Annotated in this window: 12 protein-coding genes; 3 read left to right on the top strand and 9 right to left on the bottom strand. The window is 67.7% G+C overall.

The window, feature by feature from the left end:
• Positions 1-191: 191 nt before the first annotated feature.
• The 7 genes from atpE to ASD05_RS04775 form a co-directional block, all read right to left on the bottom strand.
• The gene (gene atpE / locus ASD05_RS04745) at positions 192-431 is read right to left on the bottom strand and encodes a F0F1 ATP synthase subunit C (protein WP_007835387.1); all 240 of its coding nucleotides are present in this window, start codon (positions 429-431) and stop codon (positions 192-194) included.
• Between the two features lie 148 nt (positions 432-579).
• Positions 580-5289, bottom strand: a complete 4710-nt coding sequence (locus ASD05_RS04750; RefSeq protein WP_056588446.1) for an Ig-like domain-containing protein — start codon at positions 5287-5289, stop codon at positions 580-582.
• Positions 5290-5409: 120 nt separating this feature from the next.
• The gene (locus ASD05_RS04755; protein ID WP_056588449.1) at positions 5410-6264 is read right to left on the bottom strand and encodes a class I fructose-bisphosphate aldolase; all 855 of its coding nucleotides are present in this window, start codon (positions 6262-6264) and stop codon (positions 5410-5412) included.
• A 34-nt stretch (positions 6265-6298) separates the two neighbouring features.
• Complete coding sequence (locus tag ASD05_RS04760) at positions 6299-7306, bottom strand: aldo/keto reductase (protein WP_082571956.1); 1008 nt, start codon at positions 7304-7306, stop codon at positions 6299-6301.
• Entirely contained in the window at positions 7303-8319 is a 1017-nt protein-coding gene (locus ASD05_RS04765) for an ABC transporter permease (RefSeq protein WP_056588451.1), read from the bottom strand. The genes ASD05_RS04760 and ASD05_RS04765 overlap by 4 nt, the downstream gene beginning before the upstream one ends.
• A gap of 309 nt (positions 8320-8628) precedes the next feature.
• The gene (locus ASD05_RS04770) at positions 8629-10140 is read right to left on the bottom strand and encodes a sugar ABC transporter ATP-binding protein (protein ID WP_056588454.1); all 1512 of its coding nucleotides are present in this window, start codon (positions 10138-10140) and stop codon (positions 8629-8631) included.
• Entirely contained in the window at positions 10137-11183 is a 1047-nt protein-coding gene (locus ASD05_RS04775) for a substrate-binding domain-containing protein (protein WP_007836735.1), read from the bottom strand. Before ASD05_RS04775 ends, ASD05_RS04770 begins: the two co-directional genes overlap by 4 nt.
• A gap of 179 nt (positions 11184-11362) precedes the next feature.
• On the opposite strand from ASD05_RS04775, the gene ASD05_RS04780 reads away from it, so the two are divergent.
• The 3 genes from ASD05_RS04780 (at position 11363) to ASD05_RS04790 (ending at position 15720) form a co-directional block, all read left to right on the top strand.
• Positions 11363-12850, top strand: a complete 1488-nt coding sequence (locus ASD05_RS04780) for an FGGY family carbohydrate kinase (protein WP_056588457.1) — start codon at positions 11363-11365, stop codon at positions 12848-12850.
• A complete protein-coding gene (locus tag ASD05_RS04785; protein ID WP_056588460.1) occupies positions 12847-14595 on the top strand; it encodes a glycerol-3-phosphate dehydrogenase/oxidase in 1749 nt (582 codons plus the stop codon). Before ASD05_RS04780 ends, ASD05_RS04785 begins: the two co-directional genes overlap by 4 nt.
• Positions 14596-14964: 369 nt before the next feature.
• A complete protein-coding gene (locus ASD05_RS04790; protein ID WP_056588463.1) occupies positions 14965-15720 on the top strand; it encodes a GntR family transcriptional regulator in 756 nt (251 codons plus the stop codon).
• A 17-nt stretch (positions 15721-15737) separates the two neighbouring features.
• Here the strand turns inward: ASD05_RS04790 and ASD05_RS04795 are convergent, their stop codons facing one another.
• Positions 15738-16628 carry a DMT family transporter gene (locus ASD05_RS04795; protein WP_056588466.1) on the bottom strand — a complete coding sequence of 297 codons (891 nt, stop codon included), beginning with the start codon at positions 16626-16628 and terminating at the stop codon, positions 15738-15740.
• A 12-nt stretch (positions 16629-16640) separates the two neighbouring features.
• Entirely contained in the window at positions 16641-19727 is a 3087-nt protein-coding gene (gene uvrA / locus ASD05_RS04800) for an excinuclease ABC subunit UvrA (protein WP_056588470.1), read from the bottom strand.
• Between the last annotated feature and the right edge of the window lie 47 nt (positions 19728-19774).

Genomic DNA, 19774 nt, shown 5'->3' on the forward strand with positions numbered 1-19774 from the left:
CCAGCTCATCGAGCATCAGCGGAAACAGCGTCGCCTGCTCCCGGTCCTGTCCGTGCCGATGTCCCATTGATCGCTCTCCAATGAAAAATGCCCTCCAGACCAACGTCTGAAGGGCATTCAAGGCAGACTCAACGCCGACTATTTACACAGACTGCGGGGCGCCGCTTTGTGTTCGTGGCCGATCGGGCCGATCAGCCGAAGGGGTTGGCGGTCGCGAACCAGAGGGCGATGCCCGTCGCGATGATGAATGCGCCGTCGGTCACGCCCGCGATCAGGAAGAACTTGGTCTGCAGCGTGTCGACCAACTCGGGCTGGCGCGCGGTGCTTTCCAGGAACTTCTGGCCGACCAGTCCGATGCCGAGGCACGAGCCGAGCGCGGCGATGCCGATCAGCAGGGCGACTGCGAGGGGAAGGATGTTGAAGCCGGTCATGGTGTTTTCTCCTGGTGGTTGATTGATGGATCGATGGAGGTACTTTCCCAGAGCGGGTGCGCACGGTCCATGACGTGGGAGGTCATGGGCGGCATGAAAAAAGGCCGGCCGCATGAAGCGGCCGGCCTTTCATGGAACGCTGCTGGCGCTACGGAAGCTGTGTCCAGTTCTGGTTGTTCCCACCGTTGCAGGTCCAGGTGATCAGCGCCGTGTCCTGCGCCGTCGAGCTGTTCGGCACGTCCAGGCACGAACCCGAGGCGCGGTTGCGGATGCTCCCGCCGACCATGCTCCACTGCGCCGTGTTGCCCGCCGTGCACGCCAGCTGCACCACCGGCGCGTTCGTCGTCGCCGTGCCGTTCTGCGCCAGGCACAGCCCGCTGTGCTCGGCCACGAACTGCACGTAGCCGCCGGTGAGGCTCGTCACGGTGAACTTCTCGTTGCCTGCCGTACCGCACGGCCATTGCACCGCCGTCGCGCCGCTGGTGGTCGCCGCACCCTTGATGTTCACGCACAGGGTGGGGTTGAGGTCCGAGCGGATGCGCGAGATGACGGCCGGGGCCGTGTCCTGCGAACGCACGTACTCGCGGATCGCCACCACGTCGGCGGCCGGCAGGCTGTTGGCATTGCCGTGGCCGCTGCCGAGCACGTCCTGCAGCGTGGCCGCCTGGCCATTGTGGAAGAAGGCGGCGGTGTTCCAGGTGCCCGACAGCGTCGGCGTGTCGAAGCCGACGCCCGCGAGCGGCTGGTTCATGCCCTTGCCCGACGAGGCCTGGATCGTGCCCACGTCGTGCCGGATGCCGTCGCGGAAGGTGCCGCCCGCGTGGCAGGTCACGCACTGCGCCGAGGTGAACAGTGCCTGGCCCCGCGCCGCATCGACGCTCAGGCTGCCGTCGGCGTTGCGCGCCGGGCTGCGCATGTATTTGTTCAGCGAGCTCAGGTAGGCCGCGAGGTCGTCGAGCTGCGCGTTCTTGCCGGCCTTGGGCGCGCCGAGCGGGTCGGAGGTGGCCGCGAAGTCCGCATTCGTCAGGAAGCCGGTGCCGCCGAACTCGTTGCGGATGTCGTTCTCGAAGTCCTGCACCTCGTCGAAGTTGGCCGTCCAGTGCAGCTTGCCGTGGCCCAGCCCGCGCCGCCCCTGCAGGCTGATGGTGCGGCGCAGGCCTTCGCCGCGCTGGGTGAAGTCCCACACCATGCCGTCGTCGCCGGCGTCTGCGTGGCAGCTCGCGCAGGAGATGTAGTTGTCCTTGCTCATGCGCCGGTCGGAGGCGTTGTAGAACACCTGCTTGCCGCGCAGCGCCGCGGCCGCCATCGGTTCCTGCGCCACCGTCGCCACGTTCTGCAGGAAGATCGCGGCCGCCGTCTCGGACGACAGCACCGAAGCCACGTCGTGCACGGACACCGAGCGCGCCAGGAAGTTGTTGACGAACAGGCGCTTGCGCGTCGCGTCCAGGTACAGGCCATGCGGCGCGCTGCTGGTGTTGATCTCGCCGCGCACCGCGCGGCTGTACGGATCGACGATGGCCACGCGGTTGCCTTCCATCTGTGCCACGAAGAGGTAGTCGCCCGACGGCGAGAACAGTGCGGCGCGCGCCGGTGCGCGGTCGTCGAAGTCGATCTGCTCGGCGAACACTTCCGCGGCCGTCTGCAGGTTGACCTGCGAGAGGATGGAACGCACCGTCTTGTCGTGCTCCAGCGCAAGGCCGTCCCTGAACTTGCCGCGCACGATGTTGTCCTTCTTCGAGGGCAGCACCGCCCGCGTTCCGTCCGGCGAGATCACCACCTGGCTCAGGTAGTTGGCCACGCCGCGCGCGTGGCTCTCGGTGTCCACCGTGGTGGTGTCCACCGGCAGCGCGATGGTGGTCATGGCGCTCATGCTCTGCAGGTTGACCTTGTGCAATTGGCCGCCGGTCATCTTCGATTTGAAGCGCGTGACATAAGCCACCTGCGAGTCGGCGTTGACCGCGATGCCGCGCAGGTTGCCTTCGAGCGCGACCGCGCCGGTGGTGCTGCCGTTGCTCGGATCGAAGCTCATCAACACCGACTTGCTTTCCAGCGTGAGCAGGCCTTTCGCACCGTCCGGCGTGAAGGCCACGCCGTAGGGGCCGCTGCCGTAGGCCAGTGGCACGGTGGTCGAGAGGCTGCCGTCGGCCGCGCTCAGCGCGACCAGCTTGTCCTCGCCCTGCACCGTGACCCAGATGCGTCCGTCGGGGCCCACGGCCAGCGTCTTCGGCTCGTCGCCCACGCGCGTTTCCCAGCGCTTGGCCAGGGTCTGCGCATCGATGGCGGCGACGGTGCCGCTGTCGGGGTTCACCGAGTACACCGAATTCGCATCGCCCGCGATGTTGGTGGTGTGCGTCGGTGCCCGCGCCGTGACGGGGGCGATCACGGTGAGGTTGTAGGTGTAGAAGGTCTCGCGGCCGTTCACGTCCTTCACCGTCAGCGTCACCGTGAAGTGGCCGGGGCGGTTGTAGGTGTAGGTGTAGTTCGGCTGGTTCGAGTACGCCGTCTGCGTGCCGTCGCCGAAGTTCCAGCGGAACTGTGCGCCGCTGCTGCCGAGCGTGCCCGGGTTGAACACCAGCTGGCCGTTGACCAGCTTCGGACCGCCGCCGATGCCGGGGTCGCCGATGATGGCCTGGCCGCGCAGCGTGTTGACCTCGGTGTCGCTCAGCACGCGGCTGTAGACGCGCACCTCTGCCAGCGTGCCCTTGAAGAGTGCGGCATTGCCCTGGATCTGCCCCAGCACGCTGAACTTGTTCGCGAGGCCCTTGTTGCCCGTGGGGCCGGTGGAGGTGGTCTTCACGCCGTCCACGTACACGGCCTGGGCGCCGGAGGCCGCGTCGCGCGTCAGCACCACGTGGTGCCAGGTGCCGTCGTTCACTGCCGCGGTGGAGGTGGTGCCGGCGTCGTTGCCAGCCGACAGCTTGATGCGCCCGCCGTTGTCGAGCCAGCCCCAGAACACGTCGTCCGTGCCGCTCGCCTGGTCGCGCCCGAAGATGCCGGGCGCGGTCCACGAGTTCGCACCGCCCGTCTGCGTGGTCTTCATGTAGAAGCTCAGCGACGCGGTGCCGCCGAGCACGGTGGCCACGAAGTCGTTCTTCAGCGGCACACCGGCGGTGCGGTTCGCGAAGTTCAGGCCGATGCTCTCGAACGCGTCGCCCGAGACCGGCGTGCCGTTGTTGCTGCCGATCTGGTCGGACAGGTTGCCCGCCAGCGTCCAGTAGTGCATCAGGTTGATGTCGGTCGCGTTGCCGGTGTTGAAGGTCGACTTGTAGTCGACCCCAATGGCATTGCCCGCATAGTCCTTCACGCCGTTGGCCGGCAGGAACACTTCATAGCTGGTGCCGGGTTGCAGCGGCTGGTCGGGCGAGAAGTTGATGATGCCCAGCTGCACGCTGTAGGTGCCCGCCAGCGTGTTGCCGCCCACCGGCCGCACGATGAAGGTGTTGGAGTTCACGCTCTCGGGCCGGATGTTGTCCGTCATGCCCAGGCCGATGCGCGAGGTCAGCGCCTGCTGCTTCGCGCCGCTGGCCGGCGAGACCTGCTTGACTTCAGGCTTGGTGGTGTCGGGGTCCACTGCATGCACGATGAAGCCGCTGCCCGAGCCGTGGTCGTTGCCCACGAAGACCAGGTTGCCGAACATCGCGACCTGGCCGTTGTCCGAATGCGAGAAGTTCGGGTCGTCCTCGCGCAGGATGCTGCCGCGGCCCACCTCCACGTGATTGAGCGGATTGCTCACGTCCACCTTGTGGATGCGCGTTTGCGCGCCCTGGATCACGTAGTTGTCCTGCGTGGCGCAGTACAGCTGTTCGTCGATGACGAGCCGGTTGTCCTCGGCTACGAAGCGCGAGCGGTCGCTCAGGTCGTAGCTGTACATCCTGGCGCCGCTGTTGCGCGCGGAGGCGTGCAGGTTCCTGCCGTCGAAGCAGGTGGCGTAGTAGAAGGGCGTGGTGCCCACGATGGAATCGAGCACCTTGGGGTTGAGCGGATCGGAGATGTCCAGGCTCGCGAAGCCGCCGTTGCTTTCCATCGCGGTCAGCACCATGTGGTTGCCCATCGTGAAGATCGGGCCAATGCGGAAACCGCCGAGCTCGCCGGTGGGCACCGGATTGGGCTTGCCCGCACCGCGGTTCGCGATCACGGCGTTCGCGGGGTCCCTGGCATCGACGATGAAGATGCCCCGGCCGGCCGACGCCACGTACAGATAGGGCGCCTGCCACCAGAGCTGCCAGGCGACGTCCTCGTAGTCGCCTCCGTTGACGCCTGGCAGTGCCAGCTTCTTCACCTGCTTGATGTCGTTGATGTCGGTGAAGTCCCAGAACTCGATGCCGTTGATGCTGGGCAGGACGACATACGTCTTGCCGCCGATCTTCGCGGTGCCGAAGGAATGGGTCTCGCGGAACTCCTTGGTGCGGGCCTCGGGCTCGTAGATCTTCTTGACGAGCTGGATCTGGCGCGGGTTCGACACGTCGTACAGCAGGAAGCCGCCCGGCCCGAGGCCGCTGTCCGGCGCGAAGGAGGTGAGGAAGTAGCCGTTGATCATGATGCCCGCGTTCATGCCGTAGTCCTTGCGGCCCGGGTAGGTGGCGGGCACCTCGCGCGACTCGTAGGCGCTGCTGTGCGCCGGATCGAGCGGGTGCGCCGCGCTGGTGATCATGGACACCGGCTTGAACAGTTCCGCCGAGGTGTAGGTGAGGTTGCCCAGGCCCGGACCCTGCAACGGGAGCGGGTCGGCGACAGCTTCGGAAACCGCCGCCGCCATGTTGCCCAGGGTCGTCATCGGACTGACCCCGGTGATTGCCGCGTGCGTCAGCAGTGTGACGAACGGCACCATCAAAGCCATCAGGTAATACCGGATCTTCATCGTCGCCTCCAAGTTGTGGTGTTCACTCGCGAAAGCGCGCGCGCAGGGCGCACCCCGGCCGGCGACGAGTGCGCCGCCTGCCGTACAGCCTCTCCCTCTCTTTTTTTCGACGGCGCAGCGTTACTTCTTCGTGCCGCCCGATTCGTAGATGCCCCACGCCTCCTCGGCGCTTGCGCCGCGGTGGATCATGGCCATCAACGCATTCACCACCGCCGACGGGTTGGCATGCTGGTACACGTTGCGCCCGTACACCATGCCGACCGCGCCCTGGTCCAGCAGCACGCGCGAGCGCGCGAACACCTGTTGCAGGTCTTCGCGCCCGCCGCCGCGCACGAGCACGGGACAGCGCGCGGCCTGCACCACGCGGTGGAACTCGGCGGGATCGGTGGTGGGGTCGGCCTTGACGATGTCGGCGCCCATCTCGCGTGCCAGGCGCACCAGCGTGACGATTTTTTCGGCGTCGCCATCGACCATGTAGCCGCCCTGCTCGCTGTGCGGGCGCATCACCAGCGGCTCGATCATCAGTGGCATGCCGTAGCGGTCGCAGTCGGCGCGCACACGCGCGATGTTCTGCACGCACTGGCGGAACAGGTCGGGCTCGTTCGGCAGCATGAACAGATTGACGACCACGCAGGCAGCGTCGCGCTGCACTGCCGGCAGTACCGGGTCGTGCTCGTTCTGCAGCACGGCCCACATCACGCGATGGGCGGTGGCGTTGTAGGGGTTGCCCATGTCGATGCGCTGCACCAGCGCGGGCTTGTCTCGGCCCGGGCGGTCCTGCAGCAGATCGGCCTGGCCGTAGTTGAGCTGGATGGCGTCGGGACCGGCGGCCACGAGCTTGTCGATCACCTGCGGCATGTCTTCCAGCCCGTTGAGGAAGGAGGGCTCGTTGCACACGCCGTGGTCGAGCGCGATGTCCAGGCAGCGCCCGTTGTTCAGCAGCCGGTTCAGGCGTGCGGTCTTGTCCTTCGACATACGAAAGAGGTCCTTGTATTGAAAGTGGAGAGGGTCAGGCCAGCGCGTTCAGGTGCTTGGCCGCAACGGCGTCGATGAGTTGCAGTGCGTCGTCGCGCAGGCGCACCGAGCCGGCCGCCGCGTTCTCGACCGCCTGCTTGCTCACGCGCGCGCCGCACAGCGCCACCGAGACGCTGCCGCGCGCCAGCGTCCACGCGATCATCAATTGGCCGAACGAGCATTCGAGCTGCTTGCGCAGCGGCTCCAGCTCGTCGAAGAAGGCCTTGAGCTTCGCGCGGTTCTGCGCACTGAAACGCGGGTTGCTCGCGCGCTGGTCGTCGCCGGTGAACTTGCGCCTGGGGTCGATCGGGCCGGCCAGCAGGCCCAGCGCCAGCGACGAATAGCCCAGCACCGCCACGTCGTGCTCGCTGCACAGTGGCACGAGCGCCTGCTCGATCTCGCGGTCGATCAGGCTGTAGCGTTCCTGCGCCGCATCGACCGGGCCATGGCGCAGGTATTCGGCGAGCGTTTCGGGGCTCACGTTGCTCACGCCGATGGCGCGGATCTTTCCCTGCTTCTTGAGCTCCAGCAGCGCGTCCATCGTTTCCTCGACCGGCGTGGTGCTGTCCTGCCAGTGCGTGATGTAGAGATCGATGTAGTCGGTCTGCAGGCGCTTGAGGCTCTCTTCGCACTCATGGACGATCGACTCGCGCCCGAGGTAGCGATGCACCGGGTGGCCGTCTTCTTCGAAGAAGTGCGTTCCCTTTTGCGTGTGCCATACCAGCCCGCATTTGGTGGCGATGACGGCCTCGTGGCGGCGGCCCTTCAGCGCGGTGCCCACGATGCTCTCGGAGCGGCCGAGCCCGTACGCCGGCGCGGTGTCGATCAGATTCACGCCCGCGTCGAGCGAGGCCTGGATGGCCAGCACGGCGGCTGCGTTGTCCCCGCCGCCCCACATCCAGCCGCCCATCGCCCAGGTGCCCAGGCCGATGGCCGAGCATTCGATGCCCGAGGGGCCGAGGGTGGTCTTCTTCATCATCGATGCGTTGTTGCTGCTGTTCATCGCTTGGTCTTTCTCGTGTTCAGGATGTGGTCGATGGTCACGGCCGCGAGCAGGATCAGGCCCTTGATCACGTCCTGCCAGTAGGGCGACACGTCGAGCAGGATCAGTGAGCTGGTCACCACCGACAGCAGCGCAAGCCCGAGCACCGCGCCCAGCACGGTGCCCGAGCCGCCTTTGAGGCTGGCGCCGCCGATCACCGCCGCGGCGATCACGTTGAGCTCCATGCCCATGCCGAAGGTCGGCGTGGCGGCGCCGAAGCGCGCGGTGTAGATCACGCCCGCCAGGCCCGCCGAGGCCGCGCACAGCACCGTGACCCAGAACTTCACGCGGCCCACGCGGATGCCGGAGTAGAGCGCGGCCTTCTCGTTGCTGCCGGTGTAGAACACGCGGCGCAGCAGGGTGGAGCGGCGCAGCAGGAAGTCGCTCACCACCACGATCGCCAGGAAGATCAGGATCACGGCCGGAATGCCGAACAGCGTGCCCTGGCCGATGAACTTGAACTCCGCCGGCAGCGAGAACAGCGACTGCGGCGTGCCCTGCGTGAGCGCGAGGCACAGGCCGCGCACGATGACCATGAAGGCCAGCGAGGCGATGAAGTGGTTCAGGCCGATGCGCGTGACGCAGCCGCCGATCATCGCGCCGATCATGGCGCTCGCCGCAATGGCGATGAGTCCGGCGGTCCACGGGTCGAAGCCCATGAGGAAGAGCTTGCCCGTGATCACCATGGCGAAGCACACCACCGAGCCCACCGACAGGTCGATGCCGCCGACGATCAGCAGGATCGTCATGCCGACGACCACGATGCCTTCGATGGAGAACGACAGCAGCATGGCGCGCACGTTGTCCCAGGTCAGGAAGTAGGGCGACGCGAAGCTCATGCCCACGCACAGCGCGGCGATGATGAGCAGCAAGCCCATCTCGCGCATGCTGCCGAGCTTGCTGGCGGGTTTTGCGGGGGGTCTTCCTTGCTGTCTTGGTGGAAGGCCTGCGTCGAGTTGGGCCGGGTAGTTCATGTCGGATGCTCCACTGCGCGTTGTCTTGCTTGTCGGGTGTGTTCTTGATGTTTGTGTTCTTGGCGCTCTTGCCGCCTTCGGCTCCTCCTTTATTTCGCTGCGGGGAGCACCCGGTGCCCTGTGCACAACGAGCGCTGCTCTTGTGCTGGCCGATCAACAAGTGCTCTGAACGATCACGCTGGCGGGGTGCCTTGCGCAGCGAAATAAAGGAGGAGGCCGCAGGCCGGGGGACATTCGCGGAGCAAGGCACCCCGTCGGCGTGATCGCCCCCCGAACCGACCGAGCCGCCGCACGAACCCCGTAGGTCTTTCATGCCGCTTCCTGTTCGCAGAGTCCGGAGGCGAGCCGCAACAGTGCTTCCTCCGTCATCTCGTTCGATGCCAGTTCGCCCGCGAGCCGGCCATCGCGGATCACCAGCGCGCGGTCGCACAGTCCGATGATCTCGGGCAGCTCCGACGAGATCACGATCACGCCCACGCCCTGGCCGGCCAGCTCGCGCAGGATGTGGTGGATCTCCGACTTGGCGCCGACGTCCACGCCGCGCGTGGGCTCGTCCATCAGTAGCACCGACGGGTTGGTGGCCAGCAGCTTGGCGATGGCCACCTTCTGCTGGTTGCCGCCCGACAGGCTCGCCACCTCGATGGCCACGCCGTCGGACTTGAGCTTGAGCTTGGCACCGAGGTCGACCGCCAGCCTGTGCTCGGCCGCGCGCTGCAGCAGCCCGAAGCGCGAGCTGACGCGCGCGAGCGCCATCGAGGCGATGTTCTGCGCAATGGGCAAGTCGAGGTACACGCCAGCCGCCTTGCGGTCTTCGCTGAGGTAGGCGATGCCTTCGCGCAGCGCGTCCCCGTACTTGCGGATCGCCAGCGCCTTGCCACGCAGGCGCACGGTGCCGCTGCGCGCGGGGCGCAGGCCGCACACGGTCTCTGCGAGTTCGCTGCGGCCGGCGCCCATCAGGCCCGCGATGCCGAGGATCTCCCCGCGCTTCAGCGTGAAGGACACGCCGTGCACGCGCTCGCCGTCGGCGATGTCGGTCACTTCGAGCACGTGTTCCTCCGATGCAGGCGCTTGCTGCTTCGGCGGGTAGTAGTTGCCCAGGTCGCGCCCGACCATGCGGCGCACCAGCCCGTCGGCGTCCAGTTCGGCCAGCGGCCCGCAATGCACGTTGCGCCCGTCGCGCAGCACGGTGACGCGGTCGCAGTGCGCAAAGATCTCGGCCATGCGGTGGCTGATGTAGACGATGCCGATGCCCTGTGCCTTCAGGTCGTGCAGCACCCTGAAGAGCGCGGCCGATTCGTTGTCGGTGAGCGCGGCGGTGGGCTCGTCGAGGATCAGCACCTTGCAGTCCAGCGTGAGCGCCTTGGCGATCTCGATCAGCTGCTGCGTGGAAATGCTCAGGTCCTTCACCAGCGCAGCCGGGTCGACGTCCTGCCCCAGCCGCTGCAGCACCTTGGCGGCACGCTCGTCGAGGCTCGCGTAGTCCATCCACGCGTGCCTGCCGGCGTTGATCTCCGGCATGAAGATGTTCTCGGCCACGGTGGCGTCGGCGCACAGGGCGATCTCCTGGTGCACCAGGCCGATGCCCAGGCGCATGGCGTGCGCGGGGCCGTCGATGACCACCTTCCGGCCATCGAGCGAGATCTCGCCCTCGTCCGGCTGGTGGATGCCGTCGATGATGTTCATTAGCGTGGACTTGCCCGCGCCGTTCTCGCCGCACAGGGCGTGGATCTCGCCGCGATGCAGCGAGAAGTCCACGCCCGAGAGCGCGCGCGAAGCGCCGAAGCGCTTGCCGATGCCGCGCAGTTCGAGCAGGTGGCTCACTCGCCGATTCCCTTGGTGCCGCGGCGGGCGAGGTACTTGTCCCAGTAGAAGTCGTCGGCGTTGGCCTTGCTGACCACCGCCAGGCCGTTGTCCAGGAAGGGCACGGCCATCGGGTTGGTGCCGTTGCGTTTGGCGTCGTTCATCGGGTCGATGAGCGTGGGGTTCCTGGCCAGGAACAGCATCATCATGCCCATGTAGCCCTGCATGCCCTGGTTCGGGTTGATGGCGCCGAACACGTCGCCCGACTTGATCATGTCGAGGATCTTGGCGTTCACGTCGCAGCACATCACCTTGATGTTCTTCTTGGTCTCCACCTTGGCCTGCGCCGCGCCGAGGGCCGAGTTGGCCTCGGGCATGAACAGCGCGCCCAGGTTCGGGTTGGCCTGCGCGAGGCTCAGCACCGCTTGGTAGGCCTTGTTCGGGTCCTGGTTGCTGGCCGCGCGGCCCACCAGCTTCATGCCCGGGTGCTTGGCCTTCATGCGGTTCACGAAGGCGGCGATGCGGCGGTCGTGGTTGTCCTGGCCCGGGTTCTCCAGCACGGCGTATTCGCCCTTGCCGTTGAGCGAGGCCGCGATGGCGTCGGCGGCCTGCGTGCCTTCGCGGTCGTTGTCGGACGTGACGAACGATGTGCGCTTGGAGTTCGGCGAGTCGGCCGCGAAGGTGACGACCGGGATGCCCATCGCCGCGGCGCGGTTGATCGGCTCGATGAACGGGTCGGGGTTCATCGGGTGCAGCAGGATGCCCGCAGGCTTGCGCGCCAGCTCCTGCTCGAAGGACGCGAGCTGCTTGTTCACGTCGTACTCCGGCGTGCCGGTGTAGCGCGTGCGCACGCCCAGCGTGCGGCCGAGCTGCTTCATCATTTCGTAGACCGGAAACCAGTACTCCACGCCCGACACCATCACGTTCATCACGTAGACGTCGCTCGGGTTGCCGCGCAGTCCGCCACCCGCAGCGGGGGCCGCTGCCTGCTGCTGCGCCAATGCGCTGGCGCCGGCCAGGCCGATGCCGGCTGCCGCGGCGGACTTCAGGAAATTACGCCTCATTTTTGTCTCCTCACGTTGGGGGGGCACAGCTTGCGATGCTGCTTTTCAGGGCAGCGTCTTGACCTTCGGTGTCACGTCACTTGTTATGACAGGTAGAATGTACGCGCTGGACGTTTGACGGGATAACTAGGGGAAACGCTACTGGCAAGGCGCTTTTATTCCACCGAAGCTGTTATGACATGAAGCCAAACATACTGATCGGTATCGACATGGGATCGAGCAGCCTGAAGGCCCTGGCCCTCGAAGCCGGGAGCGGCCGCTCCATCGCCCTGTCACGCATGCCGCTGCCGCACGACCGGCTGCCCGCAGGGGGATGCGAAGTGGGCGCGACTGCGATCCGCGCGGCACTGACCCACGTGCTGCGCGATGTCGCCCACCAGCTCGGCGAGCGCGTGACCGAGGTTCGCGCCATCGGCTGCACGGGCCATGGCGCGGGGCTCTATGCGCTCGATGCGCGCAACGAACTCGTGGGCGGAAGGGCGGTTGCCTCGACCGACCAGCGCGCCGATGCACGGGCGCGCTCGCTGTCGCTCGGCCATGGCGAGGCGCTGTTCGCTGACGTCGGCTGTAGGCCGTGGCCGGGGCAGCCCACCGTGATCGCCGCCGAGCTGCTCGGCACCGATGCCGTGCAGCGCGGCGCGGTGCACCGGCTGCTGTTCGCGAAGGACTACCTCGGCTTTCTGCTGACCGGCGAGATCGCCACCGACGCGAGCGATGCGAGCACCGCGGGCCTGGTGTCGATCGCCACGGGCACGTGGTCGCAGGCGGCCTTCGATGCCTCGGGCATCGCGGAGCTCGGGCCGCACGTCTTCGGGCCGCTGGTGCCGAGCGGCGAAGTGATCGGCAGGCTGCGGCCTTCCGAGGCCGCGCTGTGCGGCCTGCCTGCCGGCATTCCGGTTGCGATGGGCGCGATCGACCTGCTCGCCTCGATGACTGCGATCTGCGCGGAAGGGCGCGGGCGCGCGGTGTCGGTCTTCGGCACGTGGTGCGTGAACGCGGTGATCGGCCCGGTGATCGAGCCCAGGCCCGCCGTGGCGGCCGTCGTGAACTTCGGCCGCGACGACAAGCGGCTCTACATGGAGAACAGCCCCTCGTCGATGGCCAACATCGCGTGGCTGGCCGGCGTGCTCGGCCTGCCCGATGCGCGCGCGGTGGTCGATCTGGCGATGTCGGTGCCGCTGGGTGCGGGCGGCCTGCGCTTCCTGCCGTTCGTCAATGGCGGTGGCGGCGTGACGGCGGGCTTCGTCGGCCTCAAGAGCCATCACACGCGGGGCGACATGGCACGCGCGGTGGTCGATGCGGTCGCGGCTTTGCATGCGCGACACACAGCACGCCTCGCAGCCTGCGGCCTGCCTGTGTCCGCATCGACCGTGCTCGGCGGGGGTGCGAGCGATACGCGCCTCGTACGCCTGCTCGCCTCCTTCCTCGGTCATCCGGTCGAACGCTGCGCCGACGACGAAACCGGCGCGCGCGGCGCCGCGATCTACGCCGCCATGTCGCAGGGCATCGGCCACGCCGGGCAGGGCAGCGCCTTGCTCGCGCCCTGCGACACGGTCGAGCCCGATGCCGCGCAGGCCCGTGCCCATGCCGACTTCAACGCCGGCTTCAACGAACTGATCGACACCATGTCTCCTGTGCTTTCCCATCTGTCGGGAGGCTCGAGATGAGCGCCTGGCAGCTGCCCTTCGTGCGTCCGGCCTCGCTGGCCGATCGTCATTTCTCTACCGTGATCGTCGGCGCCGGCATCAACGGCGTGGGCGTGTTCCGCGATCTCTGCCTGCAGCGCGTCGACTGCCTCATCGTCGACAAGGGCGACTTCAGCGCGGGCGCCAGCAGCGCGCCGTCGCGCATGATCCACGGCGGCCTGCGCTACCTGGAGAACGGCAGCTTCTCTCTGGTGGCCGAGGCCACGCGCGAACGCAACCTGCTGCTGCGCAACGCGCCGCACCTGGTGCAGCCGCTGAAGACGGTGGTGCCGCTGTCGAGCTTCTTCGGCGGCCTGATGAGCAGCGCGCTCAAGTTCTTCGGCCGCACGCCACCGCAGCGCACGCGCGGGCTGCTTGCCGTGGCCGCGGGCCTGCGCCTGTACGACCTGCTGGGCCGCCGCCAGCGCGTGATGCCCAACCACCGAATCAGCCGCGTGCCGCAGAACGACCGCCGCTTGTTCCGCGCCGCCGTGCGCTGGACCGCCACCTTCTTCGACGCGTGGATCAGCCACCCCGAATGGCTGATCCTCGAACTGATCGGCGACGCCTGCCGCGACCAGCCGCGCTCGGCCGCGGCCAACTACTGCCGCGTGACGGGCTGCGCGGGCAACATCCTCACGCTGCGCGACGAGATCACCGGCGCGCTGGTGCGCGTGACCGCCGACACCGTGGTGAACGCGAGCGGCGCGTGGCTCGACCGCAGCACGGCCGTGCTCGGCGGCGCGGGCTCGCGCGTGATGGGCACCAAGGGTTCGCACCTCGTGCTCGACCATCCCGCGCTGCGCGATGCGCTCGAGTGCCGCATGGCCTACTTCGAGGCGGTCGATGGGCGCGTGTGCATCGTCTATCCCTTTCTCGACCGCGTGCTGGTGGGCTCCACCGACATCCCGGTGGACGACCCCGACCAGATCGGCACCGAGCCGGCCGAGGTCGACTACCTGCTCGACGTGCTGGCCGAGGTGTTCCCCAACCTGCGCTTCGGCCGCGGCGACGTGGTCTACACCTACGTCGGCGTGCGGCCGCTCGCGCGCTCCGACGCCGACAAGCCGGGGCAGATCTCGCGCGACCACTCGGTGGTGCTCGACCCACCCAACGCCACGCGCGACATTCCCATCGTCGGCCTCGTGGGCGGCAAGTGGACGACCTTCCGCGCGCTCGCGCAAGAAGCGGCCGACGCGGTGCTGAAGCAGCTGGGCCGCCCGCGCACCGCATCCACCGAACTGCTGCCCATCGGCGGCGGCGCTGAGCTGCCGACCGATGCACAGGCGACGGAGCGCTTTCTCGATCGCATGGTCACGGCCTCCGGCCTGGGTCGTCCACGTGCGCATGCATTGCTGCGCCGCTATGGCTCGAAGGCGCTGCCGCTGGCGCAGCGCCTCGCCGCCTCGGGCGACGTGCCGCTGCGGCACGCACCCGACTACTCGGCCGCCGAACTCTCGTACCTGTGCCTCGAAACCGGCGTGGTCCATCTCGACGACCTCGTGATCCGCCGCACGCTGCTGGCCATCCGCGGGCTGGTCACCGATGCCGCGCTGGCCGAGATGGCGGGCATCGCGGCCGAGGCGCTGGGCTGGGACGCTGCTCACGCGCACAGGGAACTGCAAGCCTGCGCCACGGCCTTGCGCGAGCGGCATGGCGTGCGCTTGTCTCCGGTGGCGCCTGAAGCTGCATCCCCTTTCGATGCATCATTGACGACCCTGTCTTGAAATGAAAACTTGCCTTGCTGTTTGCTGCGTTGCGTTTGGGGGGCGTCAATCGGGGCGCGCTCACGCCGACGGGGTACCTTGCTCCGCGAATGTCCCCCGGCCTGCGGCCTCCTCCTTTATTTCGCTGCGCAAGGCACCCCGCCGGCGTGATCGATCAGAGCATTTGTTGATCGGCCAGCACGACGGCAGCGCCCATCGTGCACAGGGCACCGGGTGCTCCCCGCAGCGAAATAAAGGAGGAGCCGAAGGCGGGGGACATTCGCGGAGGGGAGCACCCGGTGGCCTGTGCACGCACCCCGAACAGCACCGCCAGAAAAAAACTCCATGGTGCGCCCCAATAAATCCACGACAGCGTGGTGAAGCATTGACATGAACTCTCCGACCGAAATCTCGACCGTCCTCGACCGCGACTCCGAGTCGCCCCTGTGGGCCCAGTTCCGCGACGCGCTTCGCATGCAGATCCTGCAGGGCGTGCTGCCCATCGGCGCCAAGCTGCCGTCCGAGGCCGAGCTCGGCGAGCAGTTCGGCATCTCGCGCATCGTGGTGCGCGAGGCGCTGGCCGACCTCGTGCGCAACAACCTCATCTACAAGATCAAGGGCCGCGGCGCCTTCGTGTCGGCCCGCGAGCGCGACGAGGATTTCGTCTCCACCGTGCTCGGCTTTTCCGACGAGATGGAGCGCAAGGGCCGCTCGGTGCGCACGCAGATCCTCACGCAGGAACTGCGCGCGCCCACCGAGCAGGAAGCCGCTTCGCTGGGGCTCACCGACGACACCCAGGTGGTCGCGCTCAAGCGCCTGCGCAGCGTCGACGGCGAGCTGCGCCTGCTGGTGGAAACCGTGGTGCCCGCCGACCTCGCGCCGGGTTTGCACCGCACGCGCCTGGACGATCGATCGCTGTACGACGTGCTGCGCCGCCAGTACGGGCTGCGCCTCGTGCGCGCCGAACGCTGGATCGACGCGGTGCTGCCCGACGCCGAGACCTGCCAACTGCTCAACCTGCCGCAGCCCGAGCCGCTGCTGCGCATCGAGTCGATCGCCTACGGCGCGAACGGCAGGCCGCTGGAGCACTATCGTGCGCTGCACCGCTGCAAGAGCAGTCGGCTGCATGTACAGACGACGACCTGAAAAAGAAGAAGGCGCGCTCAGGCCTTCGCTGCGTTGCGCGAGGGCCAGAGCACAGAGGCGATGGCGACCATCATCAGCGCCACCGCCACCCAGTCCTGCCAGTGCACGACTTCGCCCAGCCACACCGCGCCGCTGAAAACGCCGAGCACCGGGATGAACATCACGCTCAGTGTCGATGCAATGGGCGGCAGGCCGCGCGCGAGGTAGAACCAGGCGGCGTGCGCGAAGCCGAAGATCAGCACGGCGTTGTAGCCGATCGAAGCCCAGGTCACGCGGCCCGGCCAGTACATCTGGCCGCGCTCGAACAGCAGCGAGAGCACCGTCATCACCACCGCGGCCAGCGCCGTCATCCAGAACGACAGCGTGAGCGTCGGCAGCCCGATGCGCGTGTGCCGCAGCAACTGCGTGCCCAGCGCCCATGTGGCGGCCGCCACCAGCGCCAGCGCCACGTAGCCGGGCCGCCCCGCGAAGTCGGTGAGCTCATGCCACAGCAGCAGCCCCACGCCGACCGCGCAGGCGCCCACGCCCAGCCACGCGCGCCGCGTGAGCACCGCGGAAAACAGAACCGCGCCGATGACGGCGGAGAACACCGGCATCGTGTAGCCCAGGATCGCCGCGCGCCCGCCCGAGAGCGCCTTCACCGCGAGGATGATGCAGGCGTGCCAGACGAACATGTTGGTCGCGCCCAGCCACAGCAGCTCGGGCCACGCGCTGCGCGGCACGCGGAACGGCACCTTCATCCATACCAGCGCGAGGGCCAGCACCGGCACGCCGAGCCAGATCGAGATCGCGCGAAAGGCGAGAGGTGGATAGTCTGCGACGCCCAGTTTCATCACGGGCCAGTTGAACCCCCATGCAAGGGTCAGGAGAACGAGCAGTACGAGCTGGCGCGGGGTGAAGGAAGGCATGGGCCGCGCCGGCTACAGCAGCCGCTTCAGATACCGCCCCGTGTGGCTCGCCTCGTTCGCCGCGATGTCTTCAGGCGTGCCTTCGCCCACCACCGTGCCGCCGCCCGCACCGCCCTCAGGGCCCATGTCGATCAGCCAGTCGGCCGTCTTGATGACGTCCAGGTTGTGCTCGATCACGACGATGGTGTTGCCCGCGTCGCGCAGCTGGTGCAGCACCTTCAGCAGCAGCTCGATGTCGGCGAAGTGCAGGCCGGTGGTCGGCTCGTCGAGGATGTAGAGCGTGCGGCCGGTGTCGCGCTTGCTGAGCTCCAGCGCGAGCTTCACGCGCTGCGCCTCGCCGCCCGACAGCGTGGTGGCCGACTGGCCCAGCTTGATGTAGCTCAGGCCCACGTCGAGCAGCGTGCGCAGCTTGCGCTCGATGGTCGGCACGGCCTTCAGGAACTCGTGTGCGGTCTCGACCGTCATCTCGAGGATCTGCGCGATGTTCCTGCCCTTGTAGAGCACCTCGAGCGTTTCGCGGTTGTAGCGTTGGCCGTGGCAGACCTCGCAGGGCACGTACACGTCGGGCAGGAAGTGCATCTCGACCTTCACCACGCCGTCGCCCTGGCAGGCCTCGCAGCGACCACCAGCCACGTTGAAGCTGAAGCGGCCGGGGCCGTAGCCGCGTTCGCGCGCGGTGTTGGTCTCGGCCATCAGTTCGCGGATCGGCGTGAACAGGCCCGTGTAGGTGGCCGGATTGCTGCGCGGCGTGCGGCCGATGGGGCTCTGATCGACGTTGATGACCTTGTCGAAATACTCGATGCCCTCGACCGATTCATGCGCGGCCGGCTCTTCGTGCGCGCGGTACAGCGTGCGCGCCACGGCGGTGTAGAGCGTGTCGTTCACCAGCGTCGACTTGCCCGAGCCCGAGACGCCGGTCACGCAGGTCAGCAGGCCGACCGGGAAGGCGACGCTCACGTTCTTCAGGTTGTTGCCGGTGGCGCCGACCACGCGAATTTCCTGCAGGTCGGTCTGCGTGGCGAGGTGGGCCGCCTCGCGCGCGGCGCGGCGTTCGGCCGCGGGGCTCTGCGGAAAGCGCGAGGGCTTCTTGCCCTCGTTGAAGGCCGGCTTCTTCACGACCGGCAGCCACGCGGTGCGGTGCTTCGGCACTTCGATCTTCCTGGTGCCCGAGAGGTACTGGCCCGTGAGCGAATCGGGGTTGGACGACACCTCGGCATACGTGCCCTGCGCCATCACGCGCCCGCCGTGCACACCGGCGCCGGGGCCCATGTCGATCACGTGGTCGGCGGCGTGGATCATGTCCTCGTCGTGCTCCACCACGATCACGCTGTTGCCGATGTCGCGCAGATGCTTCAGCGTGCCGATCAGGCGGTCGTTGTCGCGCTGGTGCAGGCCGATGCTGGGCTCGTCGAGCACGTACATCACGCCGGTGAGGCCCGAACCGATCTGCGAGGCCAGGCGAATGCGCTGCGCCTCGCCGCCCGAGAGCGTCTCGGCGCTGCGGTCCAGGCTCAGGTAGTTGAGGCCCACGTCGTTCAGGAACTTCAGCCGCAGGCCGATCTCGCGCACCACCTTGTCGGCGATGTCGGCCTTGGCGCCGCGCAGCTTGAGCGTCTGGAACCACGCGAGCGAGTCGCGCAGCGTGAGATGGCTCAGTTCGAAGATCGCCATGCGCGGCGGCTCGCTGCCGTCGGCCGGGCGGTTCGATTCGTCCACCAGGAACACATTGCGCGCTTCGGGCCGCAGCCGCGAGCCGCCGCAGTCGGGGCAGGGCTGCAGGTTGCGAAAGCGCGCGAGGTCTTCGCGCACCATCACCGAATCGGTCTCGCGGTAGCGCCGCGCCATGTTCGGGATGATCCCCTCGAAGGGATGCTTCTTCGTGAGCTTCTTGCCCGCGAAGTTGCCCGACTCCATGGTGTAGTTGAACTTGATCTCCTCGGCCGCCGAGCCGTTCAGCAGCACTTGTTGCACCGAGGCGGGCAGCGACTCGAAGGGCGCATCGACGTCGAACTTGTAGTGCTTCGCGACGCTCTCGATCATGCTGAAGTAGTAGCCGTTGCGGCGGTCCCAGCCCTTGATGGCGCCGCTGGCGAGCGAGAGCGAGGGGAAGGCCACCACGCGCGCCGGGTCGAACACCTCGCGGTGGCCCAGCCCGTCGCAGCTCGGGCAGGCGCCCACGGGCGAGTTGAACGAGAACAGGCGCGGCTCCAGCTCCGACAGCGAGTAGTGGCAGATCGGGCAGGCGAACTTGGCGTTGAACAGGTGTTCCTTGTCGGGCGCACCTTCGACGCCCAGCTCCAGCGCGATGGCGCGGCCCTCGGCCAGGCGCAGCGCGGCCTCGAAGCTCTCGGCCAGGCGCTGCTGCATGTCGGGGCGCGCGCGCAGGCGGTCGATCACCACGTCGATGTCGTGCTTCTCGGTCTTCTTGAGCTTGGGCAGGTCGTTGTATTCGTAGGTCTGGCCGTCGACGCGAAAGCGCACGTAGCCGGCCGCCTGCATCTCGGCGAAGAGCTCGAGGAACTCGCCCTTCTTCTCGCGCGCCACGGGTGCCAGGATCATGAGGCGCGGTTCGTCGGGAATCGCGAGCGTCGCATCGACCATCTGCGACACCGTCTGCGCCTGCAGCGGCAGGTGGTGGTCGGGGCAGTAGGGCGTGCCGGCGCGGGCGTACAGCAGGCGCAGGTAGTCATGGATCTCGGTCACCGTGCCCACGGTGGAGCGCGGGTTGTGGCTGGTGGCCTTCTGCTCGATGCTGATCGCAGGCGAGAGCCCTTCGATCACGTCGACGTCGGGCTTGTCCATGAGCTGCAGGAACTGCCGCGCATAGGCCGACAGGCTCTCGACGTAGCGCCGCTGCCCTTCGGCATACAGCGTGTCGAAGGCCAGGCTCGACTTGCCCGAGCCCGACAGGCCGGTGATGACCACCAGCTTGTTGCGCGGGATGTCGAGATCGACGTTCTTCAGGTTGTGGGTGCGCGCACCGCGGATGCTAATGCGCTGCTGCGCCAGCACGGCGCCGAGGTAGGTGTTTCGCTCGAGTTCCGCGTCGCGTGCGCTTTCCTCGTCGGCGGCGGCGTATTCAGTGGCTTTTGAATTCAAAGGGGGCGATCGTCCGAGGGCAACCGGACATGATAGACCGCCGCGCA

This window comes from Variovorax sp. Root434 (genome assembly GCF_001426595.1).
Taxonomy (GTDB): domain Bacteria; phylum Pseudomonadota; class Gammaproteobacteria; order Burkholderiales; family Burkholderiaceae_C; genus Variovorax.